The organism is Micromonospora sp. NPDC048842, from assembly GCF_040649935.1.
In the GTDB taxonomy this organism is placed as follows: Bacteria; Actinomycetota; Actinomycetes; order Mycobacteriales; family Micromonosporaceae; genus Micromonospora; species Micromonospora hortensis.
Genome location: NZ_JBEZGK010000044.1, coordinates 1 through 16363 on the forward strand (window position 1 = coordinate 1; position 16363 = coordinate 16363).

15 protein-coding genes are annotated in these 16363 nt (G+C 70.9%); 12 read left to right on the forward strand and 3 right to left on the reverse strand.

Going from position 1 to position 16363, the window contains the following annotated elements; genetic code table 11:
• The first annotated feature begins 157 nt into the window (after positions 1 to 157).
• The 8 genes from ruvC to AB0C19_RS32930 all read left to right on the forward strand — a co-directional run bounded on the left by ruvC (position 158) and on the right by AB0C19_RS32930 (position 9668).
• The gene (gene ruvC / locus AB0C19_RS32895; protein ID WP_091401816.1) at positions 158 to 685 is read left to right on the forward strand and encodes a crossover junction endodeoxyribonuclease RuvC; all 528 of its coding nucleotides are present in this window, start codon (positions 158 to 160) and stop codon (positions 683 to 685) included.
• On the forward strand, positions 682 to 1284 hold the full coding sequence (gene ruvA, locus AB0C19_RS32900; RefSeq protein ID WP_210784947.1) for a Holliday junction branch migration protein RuvA: 603 nt from the start codon (positions 682 to 684) through the stop codon (positions 1282 to 1284). Before ruvC ends, ruvA begins: the two co-directional genes overlap by 4 nt.
• Positions 1285 to 1359: 75 nt before the next feature.
• Positions 1360 to 2427 (forward strand): Holliday junction branch migration DNA helicase RuvB, encoded by a 1068-nt coding sequence (gene ruvB / locus AB0C19_RS32905; RefSeq protein WP_357191722.1) that lies wholly within the window; start codon positions 1360 to 1362, stop codon positions 2425 to 2427.
• Positions 2428 to 2548: 121 nt separating this feature from the next.
• Entirely contained in the window at positions 2549 to 2905 is a 357-nt protein-coding gene (gene yajC, locus AB0C19_RS32910; RefSeq protein WP_238683004.1) for a preprotein translocase subunit YajC, read from the forward strand.
• 277 nt (positions 2906 to 3182) lie between these two features.
• The gene (gene secD, locus AB0C19_RS32915) at positions 3183 to 5102 is read left to right on the forward strand and encodes a protein translocase subunit SecD (RefSeq protein ID WP_357191726.1); all 1920 of its coding nucleotides are present in this window, start codon (positions 3183 to 3185) and stop codon (positions 5100 to 5102) included.
• Position 5103: 1 nt separating this feature from the next.
• Positions 5104 to 6303, forward strand: coding sequence for a protein translocase subunit SecF (gene secF, locus AB0C19_RS32920; RefSeq protein WP_357191729.1), 1200 nt, complete (start codon positions 5104 to 5106; stop codon positions 6301 to 6303).
• Between the two features lie 78 nt (positions 6304 to 6381).
• Positions 6382 to 6948 (forward strand): adenine phosphoribosyltransferase, encoded by a 567-nt coding sequence (locus AB0C19_RS32925; protein ID WP_238669209.1) that lies wholly within the window; start codon positions 6382 to 6384, stop codon positions 6946 to 6948.
• 197 nt (positions 6949 to 7145) lie between these two features.
• Positions 7146 to 9668, forward strand: a complete 2523-nt coding sequence (locus AB0C19_RS32930; protein ID WP_357191732.1) for a bifunctional (p)ppGpp synthetase/guanosine-3',5'-bis(diphosphate) 3'-pyrophosphohydrolase — start codon at positions 7146 to 7148, stop codon at positions 9666 to 9668.
• A 98-nt stretch (positions 9669 to 9766) separates the two neighbouring features.
• Here the strand turns inward: AB0C19_RS32930 and AB0C19_RS32935 are convergent, their stop codons facing one another.
• Entirely contained in the window at positions 9767 to 10609 is an 843-nt protein-coding gene (locus AB0C19_RS32935; protein ID WP_357191735.1) for a peptidylprolyl isomerase, read from the reverse strand.
• A 59-nt stretch (positions 10610 to 10668) separates the two neighbouring features.
• Complete coding sequence (locus tag AB0C19_RS32940; RefSeq protein ID WP_357191737.1) at positions 10669 to 11553, reverse strand: peptidylprolyl isomerase; 885 nt, start codon at positions 11551 to 11553, stop codon at positions 10669 to 10671.
• A gap of 270 nt (positions 11554 to 11823) precedes the next feature.
• On the opposite strand from AB0C19_RS32940, the gene AB0C19_RS32945 reads away from it, so the two are divergent.
• From AB0C19_RS32945 to AB0C19_RS32955, 3 genes are all read left to right on the forward strand, one after another.
• On the forward strand, positions 11824 to 12534 hold the full coding sequence (locus AB0C19_RS32945; RefSeq protein ID WP_357191739.1) for an MBL fold metallo-hydrolase: 711 nt from the start codon (positions 11824 to 11826) through the stop codon (positions 12532 to 12534).
• A 73-nt stretch (positions 12535 to 12607) separates the two neighbouring features.
• Entirely contained in the window at positions 12608 to 13936 is a 1329-nt protein-coding gene (hisS, locus tag AB0C19_RS32950; protein WP_266303014.1) for a histidine--tRNA ligase, read from the forward strand.
• A 71-nt stretch (positions 13937 to 14007) separates the two neighbouring features.
• Entirely contained in the window at positions 14008 to 14949 is a 942-nt protein-coding gene (locus tag AB0C19_RS32955; RefSeq protein ID WP_238679798.1) for an acyl-ACP desaturase, read from the forward strand.
• A 183-nt stretch (positions 14950 to 15132) separates the two neighbouring features.
• Here AB0C19_RS32955 and AB0C19_RS32960 read toward each other — a convergent pair whose 3' ends face one another.
• The gene (locus AB0C19_RS32960) at positions 15133 to 15645 is read right to left on the reverse strand and encodes a PaaI family thioesterase (protein ID WP_357191743.1); all 513 of its coding nucleotides are present in this window, start codon (positions 15643 to 15645) and stop codon (positions 15133 to 15135) included.
• Between the two features lie 55 nt (positions 15646 to 15700).
• On the opposite strand from AB0C19_RS32960, the gene AB0C19_RS32965 reads away from it, so the two are divergent.
• The gene (locus AB0C19_RS32965; protein WP_357191746.1) at positions 15701 to 16177 is read left to right on the forward strand and encodes a helix-turn-helix domain-containing protein; all 477 of its coding nucleotides are present in this window, start codon (positions 15701 to 15703) and stop codon (positions 16175 to 16177) included.
• The last annotated feature ends 186 nt before the right edge of the window (positions 16178 to 16363 follow it).

A 16363-nucleotide genomic window follows, 5' to 3' on the forward strand; every position in this document is an offset into this window, starting at 1 on the left:
CGGGGCGGCGGGGCGCGGCGGGGCGGCGGGGCGCGGCGGGGCGCGGCGGGGCGGCGGGGCGCCGGGGGTGCGGAGGGCGTGTCCCGTGGGGCTGGTGGGAAGGGCGCCGGTTAGGGTGTCGAACACACGTACTGCTGACGGCTGGGGAGGGAGCGGCGTGCGCGTGCTCGGTGTGGACCCGGGGTTGACCCGGTGTGGAGTGGGCGTGGTCGAGGGTGTGCCCGGCCGGCCCTGCACCCTGGTCGCCTACTACGTGGTCTACACCGACCCGGCCGACGACCTGGCGTTGCGCCTGTTGCACCTGGACCGGTCGCTGAACAAGCTGGTCGCCGAGCATCAACCGGAGAGCGTTGCCGTCGAGCGGGTGTTCAGCCAGCACAACGTTCGTACCGTGATGGGCACCGCGCAGGCCAGTGGCATCGCCGTGCTGGCCGGGGCGCGGGCTGGGCTGCCCGTGCAGACGTACACCCCGAGCGAGGTGAAGGCCGCTGTGACCGGGTCCGGTCAGGCCGACAAGGCGCAGATGACGGCCATGGTGACCCGGCTGTTGCGGCTGGCCGAGCCGCCGAAGCCGGCGGACGCCGCCGACGCGCTGGCCCTGGCCATCTGCCACGTGTGGCGCGGCGGGACCCGGTCCAAGATCGCCGCCGCTGCCGACCGGGCACGACGAGGAGGAGCACGATGATCGCCAGCGTGCGCGGCACGGTGACCGCGACGGGTCCGGACCAGGCCGTGATCGAGGTCGGCGGGGTCGGGCTCGCCGTGCACTGCGCCCCGGGGACCCTCGCGGAGCTGCGGGTCGGCCAGGTCGCCCGGCTCGCCACCAGCTTGATCGTGCGGGAAGACTCGCTGACCCTCTACGGCTTCGCCGACGACGACGCCAAGTCGCTGTTCGAGCTGCTCCAGACCGCCAGTGGGGTCGGCCCGCGACTGGCCCAGGCGGTGCTGGCGGTGCACACCCCGGACGCGGTGCGCAAGGCGATCGCCAACGCCGACACGGCCGCCCTGACCCGCGTACCCGGGATCGGTAAGAAGGGCGCGGAACGCCTGGTGCTGGAGCTACGTGACCGCATCGGGCCGGTGCCGATCGGCGCCGACGGGGCGGCCGGGGTGACCCGCGGCAGCTGGCCCGACCAGGTCCGGCAGGCGTTGGTGGGGCTGGGTTGGACGGCCGGGCAGGCCGATCAGGCGGTGGCCGCGGTCGCGGAGTCGATCGAGGGTGAGACACCGCCGGTGCCGGTCCTGCTCAAGCAGGCCATCCGACTGCTGGGCCGCACGCGATGACCGCCCGGACCGTGCGATGAGCGCGAGGAGTGAGCCGGGTTTGCGAGCCCCGCAGTCGCGAATGAAGGTGGCACGATGAGCGAGACCGAGGGGCTCGTCTCGGCGTACGTCAGCGACGCCGATCGGGACGCGGAGGCCACGGTACGGCCGAAGCGGCTGGCCGAGTTCATCGCCCAGGACCGGGTACGCGACCAGCTCGACCTGTTGTTGCAGGGCGCCATGCGGCGGGGGTCGCCGCCGGATCACATCCTGCTCTCCGGCCCACCCGGGTTGGGCAAGACGAGTCTGGCCAACATCGTCGCCGCCGAGTTGGGCGCGGGCATCCGCGTGACCAGCGGCCCGGCGATCGAGCGTTCCGGTGATCTGGCGGCGATCCTGACCAGCCTCGCCGAGGGCGACGTGCTCTTCATCGACGAGATCCATCGGATCGCGCGGCCGGCCGAGGAACTGCTGTACAGCGCGATGGAGGACTTCCGGGTCGACGTGGTGGTGGGCAAGGGGCCCGGCGCGACGGCGATCCCGCTGGACGTCGAGCCGTTCACCCTGGTCGGCGCGACGACCCGCTCGGGCCTGTTGACCGGGCCGATGCGGGACCGGTTCGGCTTCGTGGCGCACCTCGACTTCTACGCCCCGGCGGATCTGGAGACGCTGCTGCACCGTTCGGCGCGGATCCTGGGCGTGCCGATCACTCCGGAGGGCGCTACCGAGATCGCCGGTCGGTCCCGGGGCACGCCGCGGATCGCGAACCGGCTGCTGCGCCGGGTCCGCGACTACGCCGAGGTTCGGGCGGACGGGGTGGTCGATCTCGACACCGCCCGCGCGGCCCTGATCGTGTACGACGTGGACGCGCTCGGCCTGGACCGGTTGGACCGGGCGGTGTTGACCGCGTTGGTCGACTCGTTCCGAGGCGGTCCGGTCGGGTTGTCCACCCTCGCCGTGGCGGTGGGGGAGCAGCCGGACACTGTCGAGGAGGTCTGCGAGCCGTTCCTGGTGCGGGCCGGGCTGTTGGCCCGTACGCCCAGGGGTCGGGTGGCGACTGAGGCCGCTTGGCGGCATCTGGGGCGCACGCCGCCGAATGGTACATTTGGTGTGGATAGTCCACCTGTGCCCGACTTGTTCTCCTTGGATGTCGATCAGCCGTGATGTGAACGTGATCTGTGCCGCATTCGGCGTTCCCAGGTGCAGGGTTTAGACTTCGCCGCGGTCTGTACAGGACGTGAGAATCCGCCTCCGCTCCGGCACCCCGGTGCCGGGCAGGTGGCCAATGGGAAGGTCAGTAACCGTGCAATTGGCAGCAGCGGGTGGCGGGGCCGGCGGTATCACGCCGATCCTGATGATCGCCCTGCTCTTCGGTGTCATGTACTTCATGATGATCCGGCCCCAGCAGAAGCGCCGCAAAGAGGCGGAGGCGATGCAGTCCAACCTCGGCCCCGGCGACGAGGTCGTGACCATCGGCGGGCTCTACGGCACTGTCACCGGCATCGAGGACGACACCGTCCTGATCGAGGTCGCCCCGGGCGTGCAGACCCGGTACGCCCGCCCGGCCATCGCACGGGTGGTCACCCGCGCGGAGCTGCCGAGCGAGCCGGTCACCGAGGACGCGGACACCGTCAAGGACTGACCCCTCCCCTCGGGAGCGGCGATTGCGGCGTACGGCCGGTCGGCCGGCTTCCGGGTCGTCGCGCCCGAACGGGGCAGCGGGCGAGACGTGAAAACTGGATAGTTGGGTCGACGCCGGGCGTCGGCACGTTCCCGTGACCGTCGGCGTTCCGCGCCGGGGTGCCCGGTCCTCGTGTCGGCATTCCGTCGGCTCAAGGCAGACCCGTCGGGCGGGACCCCCGGCCCGACACCGCCGCCGCTGCGACAGCGGCGCGACCGTACAGGGAGACAGGACAGCCGTGGCACCACCTCAGGGACAGATGCGCCCCGGGCGGCAGCTCGCCGTGCTCGGGTTCATCTTCGTGGTCCTCTATCTTTTGGTGTTCTTCGCCGGCGCCAGCGGCAGCTGGAAGGACCGGCTCGAGCCCAAGCTCGGCCTGGACCTCATCGGCGGCACGCGGGTGACGCTGGAGGCGACCAACAGCGTCGACGGCAAGCCCCCGACGGCGGAGAACCTCGAGGAGGCCCGCGAGATCATCGAGAGCCGGGTCAACGCGTTCGGCGTGGCCGAGGCCGAGGTGGTCACCGAGGGCAACCGCAACATCGTCATCTCCCTGCCCGGTGAGAACCGGAACCTGGACGACGTGGGCGAAGCGGCTGAGCTGCGCTTCCGCAAGGTGCTCAAGGGCGCCGACGGCAGTGGGACGGCCGCCGTGCCGCCCGCCGCCACGCCGGCCCCGTCCGGTAGCGCCGCCCCGACCGGCAGCGCGACCCCGACCGGCAGCGCGACCCCGACCCCGACGGGCAGCGCCTCGCCGAAGGTGACCTCGTCGCCCAGCGGCGGTCAGGGCGGCATGGCCCCGGCGTCGCCCAGCGCCACGCCGACCCCCTCCGCGTCCGCCACGGCCTCGCCGAGCGCCGCCGCGCCCAGCGCCAGCGCCGAGCCGGTGCCGGCCAGCGTCGAGGAGCAGCGCAAGGCCATCGAGCAGAAGGTCGGCGCCGCCGCGTGGCAGGCCGCCAACGGGTTGCAGGCCCCGGCCGACCTGACCGCCGACCCGTCGCTGGCCGAGAAGCTCAAGCCGTTCGGCACGCTGTCTCCGCAGGAAGTCGCGGTGCTGCCGGCGCAGATGCAGTTCAACGTGCCGACGATCGGCTGCACGCAGCTCGACCAGCGCCCCCCGGCGTCGATCTCCGACCCGAAGCAGCAGGTGGTCTCCTGCGAGGACGGCGCATCCAAGTATCTGCTCGACCAGGCCAAGGTCGAGGGCACCGACGTGTCCGACGCCGACGCGGTGCTCGACCAGACCAACGCCTGGGTGGTCAGCCTGGACTTCACCGGCGACGGCCAGGGCAAGTGGACCTCGCTGACCCGTGAGGCGTTCAACAACGAGGGCCAGGCCTGCGACGCGACAGCGCTGGGCCAGGACGGCAAGTGCCGGGTGGCCGTCGTACTGGACAACAAGATCGTCTCCTCCCCGGAGATCCAGGGCGTGCTGACCGGCAACTCCCAGATCACCGGCACCTTCACCCAGAAGGACGCCAGCACCCTCGCCGGTCAGCTCCGCTACGGCGCGCTGCCGGTGACGTTCGAGCAGCAGGAGGCGCAGAACGTCACCGCCACGCTGGGTGCCAGCCACCTGCGCGCGGGTCTGCTCGCGGCCGGCATCGGCATGCTGCTGGTCATCATCTACGCGTTCTTCTACTACCGGCTGCTCGGCTCGGTGATCTTCCTGAGCCTCATCCTCTCCGCGCTGCTGGTCTTCGGCGCGCTGGTGGTGCTCGGCCGGCAGATCGGCTTCACGCTCACCCTCGCCGGCATCGCCGGAATGATCGTCTCGCTCGGTGTGGCGGCGGACTCGTTCGTCATCTACTTCGAACGACTGAAAGACGAGATCCGGGAGGGGCGCAGCCCGCGTAGCGCGGTGCCCCGGGCCTGGATCCGGGCCCGTCGGACGATCATCTCGGCCAACGCGATCACCCTGCTCTCCGCTGTGGTGCTCTACGTGGTCTCGGTCGGAACGGTAAAGGGCTTCGCGTTCGCGCTGGGCCTGGCCACAGTGCTGGACCTGGTCGTGGTCTTCCTCTTCCGGCACCCGATCATGACGATGTTCGCCCGGACCCAGGCGTTCCTGTCCCCGCGGGTCAGCGGTCTGGGCCGGGCACTGCCGGCCCGCAACCAGCCGACTCAGCCCCGCAACCCGCGCGCCAAGGAGGCCTGAGATGGCTGAAAACGGTCTGGCGAGCCGCCTCTACAACGGCGAAGCCGGTCTCAACATCGTCGGTCGGCGCAAACTCTGGTTCGGCGTCGCCGGCGTCCTGGTCCTGATCGCGATCCTCAGCTTCTCGATCCGTGGGTTCAGCCTGGGCATCGAGTTCGCCGGCGGTAACTCGTTCCAGGTGCCGGCCAGCGTCGGCACCCTCGACGACGCCGAGCGGGAGGTCAACTCGGCCCTCGCCGCCGCGAACACCGGCGTTGAGGTGGCCACGACGCAGAAGGTCGGCGGCCCGGGCGGCGACTCCTACGAGCTGCGCACGCCGCAGCTCACCGCCGAGCAGGCCACCGCTGTCAAGGCCCAGATCGCCGAGGACCTCGGCATCAGCGCCGACCAGATCAGCGACAACCAGGTCAGTGAGGCCTGGGGCAGCCAGGTGACCGAGCGTGCCGTACTCGGTCTGGTCATCTTCATCGCGCTGGTGATGGTCTACCTGATCCTGCGCTTCGAGTGGCGGATGGCAGTGGCCGCTGTCGCCTCGCTGATCACCAACCTGATCCTCACCGCCGGCATCTACTCGCTTGTCGGCTTCGAGGTCACCCCGTCGACGATCATCGGCTTCCTCACCATCCTGGGCTTCGCGCTCTACGACGTGGTGGTGGTCTTCGACAAGGTCCAGGAGAACACCCGAGGCATCACCGCCAACAACAACCAGACGTACGCCGAGGCGTCCAACCTGGCCATCAACCAGAGCCTGATGCGGTCGTTGAACACCTCGGTGGTCGCCCTGCTGCCGGTCGGTGGTCTGCTCTTCATCGGTGCCGGCCTGCTCGGCGCCGGCACGCTGAAGGACCTCGGTCTGGTGCTGTTCGTCGGTATGGCGGTGGCGTTCCTGACCTCCATCCTGGTGGCCACCCCGCTGCTGGCGCTGTTGAAGAACTACGACCCGCGGATCCAGGCGCACAACAAGCGCGTCCTGACCCGGCGGGGCGCTGTCGGCCGCGGCGAGGTCACCGGTAAGGGCGCTGCCGCGAGCCCGGTGGCCCAGGCCGACGCGACCGACGAGCCGGTCGATCAGGACGCCGCCGCGCTGGCCGGTGCCGCCCCCAAGGTGGGCGCTCGGCCGGCGGGCAAGCGGCCCACCGGCGCCCGGGGCGGTCGTCCGGGTGGCGGCGGCAACCGGCCGGGTGGCGCCAAGCGGCGCTGACCCGACAGGAAACACCCGAACGGCGTCCGGCATGCTGTTGCCGGACGCCGTTCGTCGTCGAAGGAGAGCGAAACAGCCGTGACGGAGACCCACAGCACCGCAGCGCGCGGGGACAGTGGCCCGGAGGTCGCCCGACTGGTCGCCAGTCGGGTGCTGGACGTGCCCGACTTCCCCAAGCCCGGCGTCATGTTCAAGGACCTGATGCCACTGTTCGCCGACGGCAAGGTCTTCCGCGAGGTGATCGACGGGATCGTCGCGTACCACGGGCGGGACGCCTTCGACGTGGTGGTCGGCATCGAGGCGCGCGGCTTCGTCGTGGCGGCGGCCATCGCGTACGCGACAGGGGTGGGCGTGGTGCCGGTACGTAAGGCCGGCAAGCTGCCCCGCCCGGCGCACTCGGTCTCCTACGAGCTGGAGTACGGCGAGGCCACCCTCGAAGTGCACGAGGACGCCTTCACCGCCGGGCACCGGGTGCTGGTGGTCGACGACGTGCTGGCTACCGGTGGCACCGCCGAGGCGACGCTGGACCTGGTCGAGCGGGCCGGCGGCACCGTCAGCGGCTTCACTGTGCTGCTGGAGCTCGGCTTCCTGGGTGGGCGCGAGCGACTGGCGCCGCGTCCCGTCCACGCCCTGTTGACCGTTTGAGCCGGTCGATACTCTGCTGACCGTTTGATCCCGGACCCGTCGGATGGACCCGGCGCCGACCGTCCGGCGGAGCGGCAGGGGACCGTCCGTGCGGGTAGCATTGCCCTTTGCTGACGCCGGCGGTATCCCGTCCGGCGAGCGAGACCAGGTCGGCCGATCTTCGGCCGGCGTGTTTCCGGCGAGCGGTGAGGAGGCCGGTGTCCCACGATGTCGTCCCTCCGGCGGAGGGCACGGTGCACCCGACAGGCGACGCTGACGGCTCGGTGACCGACCGGACAGGCGACGCGCCGGCCCGGGTGACGGGCACCGGCAACGGCTCCGGCCGGGCTCCCGGCGAGAGCGCGGTGCTGCCGACCAGTGGCCCGCCGAGCGTCGAGGCGTCCCCCGGCGCCGATGGCGTCGTGGTGCCGTTCCCGACCGACGCCGGCGTCGACCCGTCGCCCAGCGGTGGCTTCGGGCTGTCCAACGCGCCCACCGGTCGACGGGTCCGGGCCCGGCTGGCCCGGTTCAACGCGCCCTGGCAGACCTCCCAGGTCAGCGAGGTGCTGGAACCGCTCATCGCCAGCCACCGGGACAACCACCCCAAGGCGGACGCCCGGCTGCTCCAGCGCGCGTTCGACACGGCCGCGCGATGGCACTCCGGGCAGTACCGCAAGTCCGGTGACCCCTACATCACCCACCCCTTGGCCGTGGCGACGATCCTCGGCAACCTGGGGATGGACACCACAACGCTGGTCGCCGCGCTGCTGCACGACACCATCGAGGACACCGAGTACACCCTCGACCAGATGCGCGCCGACTTCGGTGGCGAGGTCGCCCTGCTGGTCGACGGCGTCACCAAGCTCGACAAGGTCAAGCTGGGCGACGCGGCCAAGGCCGAGACGATCCGCAAGATGGTCGTGGCCATGGCCAAGGACCCGCGGGTGCTGGTGATCAAGCTGGCCGACCGGTTGCACAACATGCGCACCCTGACCTTCCTGCCCCGCCCCAAGCAGGAGCAGAAGGCCAAGGAGACGCTGGAGATCCTGGCGCCGTTGGCGCACCGGCTCGGTATGAACACGATCAAGTGGGAGCTGGAGGACCTGTCCTTCGGCACGCTCTTCCCGAAGCGCTATGAGGAGATCAACCGGCTGATCGGGGAGCACCAGCCGCAGCGCGAGGCGTTGCTGCGGCAGGTGACGCAGAAGGTGCAGACCGACCTGAAGGCCGCCAAGATCAAGGCGGAGACCACCGGGCGGCCGAAGCACCTCTACTCGATCTACCAGAAGATGATCGTGCGGGGTCGCGACTTCAACGACATCTACGACCTGGTCGGTGTGCGGATCCTGGTCGACACGGTTCGGGACTGCTACGCGGCGCTGGGGGTCATCCACGCCAACTGGCAGCCGGTGCCGGGCCGGTTCAAGGACTACATCGCGATGCCCAAGTTCAACATGTACCAGTCGTTGCACACGACTGTCATCGGGCCCACCGGCAAGCCGGTGGAGATGCAGATCCGCACGTACGCGATGCACCGCACCGCGGAGTTCGGCATCGCCGCGCACTGGAAGTACAAGGAGCACAAGGGCACCCAGATCGTCGGCCCGCCCGCGCACATCGACGAGATGACCTGGCTGCGGCAGTTGCTCGACTGGCAGCGTGAGGCGGCCGACCCGAGCGAGTTCCTGGACGCGCTGCGCTTCGACCTGTCCAGCCAGGAGGTGTACGTCTTCACCCCGAAGGGTGACGTCATCCCGCTGCCGACCGGGTCGACACCTGTGGACTTCGCGTACGCGGTGCACACCGAGGTGGGGCACAAGTGCATCGGGGCGCGGGTCAACGGCAAGCTGGTGCCCCTGGAGTCGACGCTGTCCAACGGCGACGTGATCGAGATCTTCACGTCGAAGTCCGAGACGGCCGGCCCGACACAGGACTGGCTGGGCTTCGTCAAGAGCCCGCGCGCCCGGACGAAGATCCGGCAGTACTTCAACAAGGAGCGGCGCGAGGAGGCGATCGAGGCCGGCAAGGACGCGATCGTCAAGGCGATGCGCAAGCAGGGCATGCCCCTGCAGCGGATGCTCACCTCCGACGCGCTGATGTCGATCGCCCGCGACCTGCACCTGGCCGACGTGGCCTCGCTCTACGCGGCGGTCGGCGACAGCCAGGTCTCCGCCCAGTCGGTGGTGCAGAAGCTGATGGCCGCGTACGGCGGCGAGGAGGGCGCGGCGGAGGACATCGCCGAGACCGCCGTCGCCACCCGACCGCCGCGCAGCCGGCAGAGCAGCAGCGACCCGGGCGTGGTGGTCCGGGGCGTCAGCGACGTCTGGATCAAGCTGGCCCGCTGCTGCACACCGGTCCCACCGGACTCGGTTTTCGGCTTCGTCACCCGCTCCGGCGGGGTGAGCGTGCACCGCGATGACTGCGCCAACGCCGAGGACCTGCGCGCGCAGAGCGAGCGGGTCGTCGAGGTGAGTTGGAAGCTCACCTCCGCCTCGACGTTCCTGGTCGCCATCCAGGTCGAGGCCCTGGACCGGCACAAGCTGCTGGCCGACGTCACCCGGGTGCTCTCCGACGAGCGGGTCAACATCCTCTCCGCCACGGTCACCACCACCCGTGACCGGGTGGCGGTGAGCCGGTTCAGCTTCGAGATGGCCGACCCGAAGCACCTCGGCCACCTGCTGGCCACTGTTCGCAAGGTCGACGGCGTCTTCGACGCCTACCGGGTCACCTCCGGGGCCTGACGCCCCACCGGGTCAGTTCCGCGGCTCGACGCGTACCCCGAGAACGCGACAGCGCCCGCCGGCTCAGCCGGCGGGCGCTTCGTCGTGCGCGCGGGGGGTCAGCCCTGCGGGTTGCTCATCGTGAGGTCCTTGATGATGACCTCCTTCTTCGGGTGGCCGCCGCCGGCCTGCTGGGCGAACGCCCCGTCGTCGCCGGCCTTGGCCACGTCCTTGACCAGGTCCAGGCCGCCGGTGATGGTGCCCAGCACCGTGTACGCCGGGTCCAGCGGAGAGTCGCCGTAGACGATGAAGAACTGGCTGCCGGTGCTGCCCGGCTGGCCGGAGTTGGCCATCGCGATGACACCCTCCGGGTACGGCGGGCGCTTGTCGGTGGGCAGGTTCTCCTCGGGCAGGCGGTAGCTCGGGCCGCCCTGGCCGTCGGTGGGGCGCCAGCCGTTGCCGGTGGCGCTGGGGTCACCGCACTGCAACACCTTGATGCCCTCGGTCACCAAGCGGTGGCACTTGCTGTTGTCGAAGAAGTTCTTCTCCGCGAGGTGGGTGAAGCTGCCCGCCGTGCACGGCACCAGCGACCTGTCGACCTTGGCCGTGATCGGACCGAGGTTGGTGTCGATCGTCATGGTCTGGACGCCCTTGGCGGACTGCTGGTTGCTCGGTGACCCCACGTCCTTGATCTGTGGGGGCCGCTGCTCGGTGGGCACCGCGTTGTACACGCACTCGGCCGCGCCCGCCGCCGGCGCGGCGGTGTCGCTCTTGTCGTCGTCGTCGCCGCCGAGGCTCACCGCCAGCCAGACGGTGCCGGCGACCACGAGCACCAGCGCGGCAGCCGCGCTGACGATAGCCGTCGTCTGCCGGCGCTTGCGGGCCTTGGCCGCGCGCTCGGCCATCTCCTTCTCGAGCCGGGCGCGTGCCGCCGCGCGCTGCCGCTCTCTGGTGGACGTCACGCCTGGATCCTCCTGGCTGTCTGCTGCTGGGTGCCGCTTGGGTGGGTGGTGGCGTCCGGTCAGCCGGCGCTCGGGCTGCTGGCCGGGGTGCCGGAGGCCGAGGGAGCCGGTGCCGCACCGGTGACCGGCTCACCGACCGTGAGGCTCTGGATCGTCACATCGGTGCTGGGCTTGATCTTCGCCCCGGTCCCATTGTCCACGGTCGGGAGGGCGCCGATCTTCTCCACCACGTCCAGCCCGCCGGTCACCCGGCCGATGACCGGGTACTTCGGGTCGGCGGTGGTGAAGTCCTTGAAGAAGATCAGGAACTGGCTGCCGTTGCTGCCCGGCGGGTTGGAGACCATCGTCACCGTGCCCTTCGGGTACGTCGGCGGCTGGCCGGGGGCCGGACTGGCCGACGGCGACGCCGACGGAACGGTCGGCAACTCCTCGTCGTAGAACGAGTAGGTCGGCCCACCGAGACCCGTGCCGCTGGGGTCGCCGCAGCGCAGCGCGCCCTCGGCGGTGATCTCGTGGCACTTGGTGTTGTCGTAGAACGACCGGCTCGCCAGGTGGGCGATGCTCGCCGCCGCGCACGGGGAGTTGGTCAGGTTCAGTTCCGTGGTGATCGGCGCGCCCTGGTTGGTGGTCACCGTCATCGCCCGGGTGCCGTCGGTGGGCAGATCCTTGGTGGCCGGCGTGCCGACGTCCTTGAGGTTGGTGTTTGCCGTCGCGTCCTGCGGCGTCCAGAGGCAGGTGTCCTCCGCGGCCGTGTTCTGCTTCGGGTCGGAGTCGAACGCCCCGAGCGCCCAGGCTGAGCCGGCCACTACCAACACGAGGATCAGAGCGGCGCCAACTCCGGCCTGGATCTGCCGTCGGCGCCGCGTCGAGGCGGCCCGGCGAGCCAACTGCCGGTCGAGCTTGGCCCGCGCCAGTTTGCGCTGCCGGTCCCTGCTGGAAGCCACCCGTGCTCCCCTTTCCTCTACCTGGTCGTCGCCGGCGGCCGGTCGCCCCGGCCCGTCCGGGCGTCACGTGTGCCGCGCCACACGCCCGCCAGAGTGTACGGCTAGTCACTGAGAATGTGGTGTACGAGGTCCACCCCGTCCCGAGCAGCGCTTATCGGAGGTTGTCACTGTGCCCTGCGGGACCCGTGGGACGGACGCGGCAAACTCGCTCGGCGCGCCCGTTAGGCTGCTGTGCAGGACGACAGCTGCTCGACGGAAAGGACAGCGCCCGTGCTCGTGGCCGGCTTTCCCGCGGACGCCTTCGGCACCAACTGCTACGTGGTTGCCACCGCGCCGGGGGAGCAGTGCGTGGTGGTCGACCCCGGCATCGGGGTGCTCGACCAGCTCGACGCGCTGCTCGCCGAGCACCGCCTGCATCCGGCCGCCGTGCTGCTCACCCACGGCCACCTCGACCACACCTTCTCGGTAGCGCCGGTCTGCGGCGCGCGCGGCATCAGCGCGTACGTGCACCCCGGTGACCGGGAGATGCTGGCCGACCCGTCCAAGGGCCTCTCGACGGACCTGACGTCGCTCTTCGGCGGCCGGTTGAGCTACACCGAGCCGGAGGACGTGGCGGAGTTGACCGACGGCGCCACCCTCACGCTCGCCGGCCTGGAGATCGCCGTCGACCATGCCCCGGGCCATACCGGCGGGTCGGTGCTGTTCCGACTGCCGGGCGCCGGGTCGAGCTGGGAGGCTGACGAGTTGTGCCTCTCCGGTGACGTCCTCTTCGCCGGGTCGATCGGCCGCACCGACCTGCCGGGCGGGAGCATGCCGGCCATGCTCACCAGCCTGCGCGACAAGATTCTTCCGCTGGCCGACGACACCGTCGTGCTGCCCGGCCACGGCCCCAGCACCACCATCGGCCGCGAGCGCGCCAGCAACCCGTACCTCATCGAGGTGGCTGGCACGTCGCCGGCCGCTCCCACCCGGGGCCTCTAGATCTTCTGTCCGCGCCGCGCGCGGACCCACGACACCACCGCGCCACCGGCGCGGAACCGCAAGGAGTACGCCGATGAGCAAGCCCACGCCCATCTCCGGCTTCCCGGAGTGGACCCCCGGCCAGCGGATGATCGAGCAGTTCGTGCTCGACAAGATCCGGGCCACCTTCGAGCTGTACGGCTTCGCGCCGTTGGAGACCCGCGCCGTGGAGCCGCTGGACCAGCTGCTGCGCAAGGGCGAGACCTCGAAGGAGGTCTACGTGATCCGGCGGCTGCACGCCGACGCCGAGGGTGCCGGTGGTGACGACCAGCTCGGCCTGCACTTCGACCTGACAGTGCCGTTCGCCCGGTACGTGTTGGAGAACGCCGGCAAGCTGAGCTTCCCGTTCCGCCGCTACCAGATCCAGAAGGTGTGGCGGGGCGAGCGGCCGCAGGAGGGCCGTTACCGGGAGTTCGTCCAGGCCGACATCGACATCGTCGACCGGGACACCCTGGCCGCGCACCACGAGGCGGAGATGCCGCTGGTCATCGGGGACGCACTGCGCTCGTTGCCGATCCCACCGGTGACGATCCAGGTCAACAACCGCAAGATCTGCGAGGGCTTCTACCGGGGCATCGGGCTGACCGACCCGGAGGCGGCGCTGCGGGCCGTCGACAAGCTCGACAAGATCGGCCCGGCGAAGGTGGCCGAGCTGCTGGCCCAGACCGCCGGGGCGAGCGAGGCGCAGGCCAAGGCGTGCCTGGCGTTGGCCGAGATCTCCGCCCCGGACGCCTCGTTCGCCGACGCCGTCCGGGCGCTCGGGGTGAGCGACCCGCTGCTCGACGAGGGCATCGAGGAACTGGTCCGGGTGGTGGACACCGCCGCGGAGCACTCGCCCGGCCTCTGCGTGGCGGACCTGCGCATCGCCCGTGGGCTGGATTACTACACGGGCACCGTCTACGAGACCCAACTGCGCGGCTACGAGCGCTTCGGCTCGATCTGCTCCGGCGGCCGGTACGACAACCTGGCCAGCGCCGGCGCCGTCTCGTACCCGGGGGTGGGGATCTCGATCGGCGTGACCCGGCTGCTCGGGCTGCTCTTCGGGGCGGGGGAGCTGTCGGTCTCGCGGGAGGTGCCGACCGCCGTGCTCGTCGCGGTGACCAGCGAGGAGCACCGCACTGCCAGCAACCGGGTGGCCGAGGCGCTGCGGCGGCGCGGGGTGCCGACCGAGGTGTCGCCGAGCGCGGCGAAGTTCGGCAAGCAGATCCGCTACGCCGAGCGGCGCGGCATCCCGTACGTCTGGTTCCCCGGTGCCGACGGAGCGCCGGACGAGGTGAAGGACATCCGCTCCGGTGAGCAGGTCACGGCCGGTGCGGGGGAGTGGACGCCACCCCTGGGAGACCTCAAACCCACTGTCGGTTGAGTGTCCCCACTGGCGCTGACGGCCGCGGGGACCTACGGTAGCGTAAGTTACGCCACCGTAGGGAGTTTCTCGTGACCGTCAGCACCACAGTGAGCCAGACCGCGCTGCTCGTCGAGTTGGAGCCGGTTGTCGCACGCAACCTGGACCGCCACCTCTCGCTCGCCAAGGAGTGGTTCCCGCACGAGTACGTGCCGTGGAGCGAGGGGCGGACCTTCGACGGGCCGCTCGGCGGCGAGGCGTGGTCACCGACCGACTCCACCATCCCGGACGTGGCCCGCACCGCGCTGATCGTGAACCTGCTGACCGAGGACAACCTGCCCTCGTACCACCACGAGATCGCCACCCTGTTCGGTCGCGACGGCGCGTGGGGCACCTGGGTGCACCGGTGGACCGCCGAGGAGGGTCGGCACGGCGTCGCGATCCGCGACTACCTGACCGTCAGCCGGGCTGTCGACCCGGTGGCGTTGGAGCGGGCCCGGATGACGCACATGTCGGAGGGCTACACCAACGCCCACGGCGACGAGGTGCTGCACTCGCTGGCGTACGTCTCGTTCCAGGAGTTGGCCACCCGGATCTCGCACCGCAACACCGGCAAGGCCACCGGCGACCCCACCTGCGAGGCGCTGCTGGCCCGGGTGGCCGCCGACGAGAACCTGCACATGGTCTTCTACCGCAACCTGCTCGCGGCCGCGTTCGAGCTGGCTCCGAGCCAGGCCATGCGGGCCGTCGCCGACGTGGTGGCCGACTTCCAAATGCCCGGCAGCGGCATCGACGGGTTCGCCCGCAAGTCGGTGGCGATCGCCCTGGCCGGCATCTACGACCTGCGCCAGCACCGCGACGAGGTGCTGCAGCCGGTGCTGCGTCAGTGGGACGTCTTCAACGTGACCGGCCTCAACGCCGACGGTGAGGCCGCCCGTGAGCAGCTCGCCGCCCAAATGGAGAACCTGGACCGCGCCGCGAGCCGCTTCGAGGAGAAGCGCGACGCCCGAGCCGCCCGCCTAGCCCTCCGCTAAACCCCACCCCACCCCCTGCCCCCACCCCACCCACCCACCCCACCCACCCACCTTGCTCGCGTTGATCAAGAGGTTTCGGTCACCGGAGGCCGGTTTCCTGACGCAAACCTCTTGATCACCGCAGCGAGGGCGGGGTGTGGGAGGGAGGGGGGAGGGGGGATTGGGGGGGGTTTGGGGGCGGGGTTAGGGGAGGGGGAGGGGGAGCAGGAGGCAGGTGCTGGTGGCGTGGGCTATCAGGCGGTCGGTGGCGTCGGTGATGCGGGCCTCGGCCAGGGCCGTACGGCGGCCGCGTTGCAGCACCGTGCCCTCGCAGCGCAGGGTGCCGCTGTCGACGGTGACCGGGCGGAGGAACTTCACGTTGAGGTCCAGCGAGGTGTAGCCGACGCCGGCGGGCAGCGTGGTGTGCACGGCGCAGCCCGCGGCGGTGTCCAGCAGTGTCGAGAGCACGCCGCCGTGGACGCTGCCGAGCGGGTTGTAGTGGAACTCCTGCGGAGTCAGCTCGACGACGACCCGGCCCTCGTCGGCTTCCATCCTGGTCATGTCGAGAAGGTGCATCACCGGCGGCGCGGCCAGCTCGCCGGCGATCATCGCCCGGAGCATGTCCAGACCGCCGCGTCGGCCGACCTGGGCGGCGTTGACCGACGGGTCCGCCCAGGTGAAGGTACGGCTGCGCACTGGTTCCTGCGTCTGCGTCATGGACGCAGCCTGGCAGCAGGTTGCTGAGTCTGTCAACGAGATCTAGCCTGGTCGGATGCGACCCGCGGCTCTGGACTGGTCAGTGGAGAACTGCACCATCGCCCGCGCGATGGAGATCCTCGGTGAGCGGTGGACCCTGGTGGTGCTCCGCGAGGTGTTCACCGGTGTGCGCCGCTTCGACGACATGCGGGTACGCACCGGTATTCCGCGCCAGGTGCTGACCAACCGGCTCGCCAGCCTGGTGGAGCAGGGCGTGCTCAGTCGCGAGCCGTACCGGGAGCCCGGCAGTCGGCTGCGCCACGAGTACCGGCTCACGGAGAAGGGCCTTGATCTGTGGCCGGTGCTGGTCGCCGTCCTCGGTTGGGGTGACCGGTACCTCGCCGACGAGGAGGGCCCGCCACTCAGTGTCACGCACCGCGACTGCGGCGCCGAGGTGCGTGCCGAACTGCGCTGCGCCGGCGGGCACGACGTGGGTAGGCCCCGCGACGTGGTGCCCAGTCCGGGCCCCGGCGCCCGTCGCCGTACCGCCTGATCCGAGCCGCCGGCGGCCAGGGCACGCGCCTGCGCGCCGCGCCCGTCGCCGCGCCCCCGGCGCGCCGCGCACCCGACACCCGTCGCCCGTCGCCCGGCGCTCGTCGCGCCCGTCGTCCGTCGTCCGTCGCCCGTCGTCCGTCGTCCGTCGTCCGTCGTCCGTCGTCCGTCGTCCGTCGCCCGTCGT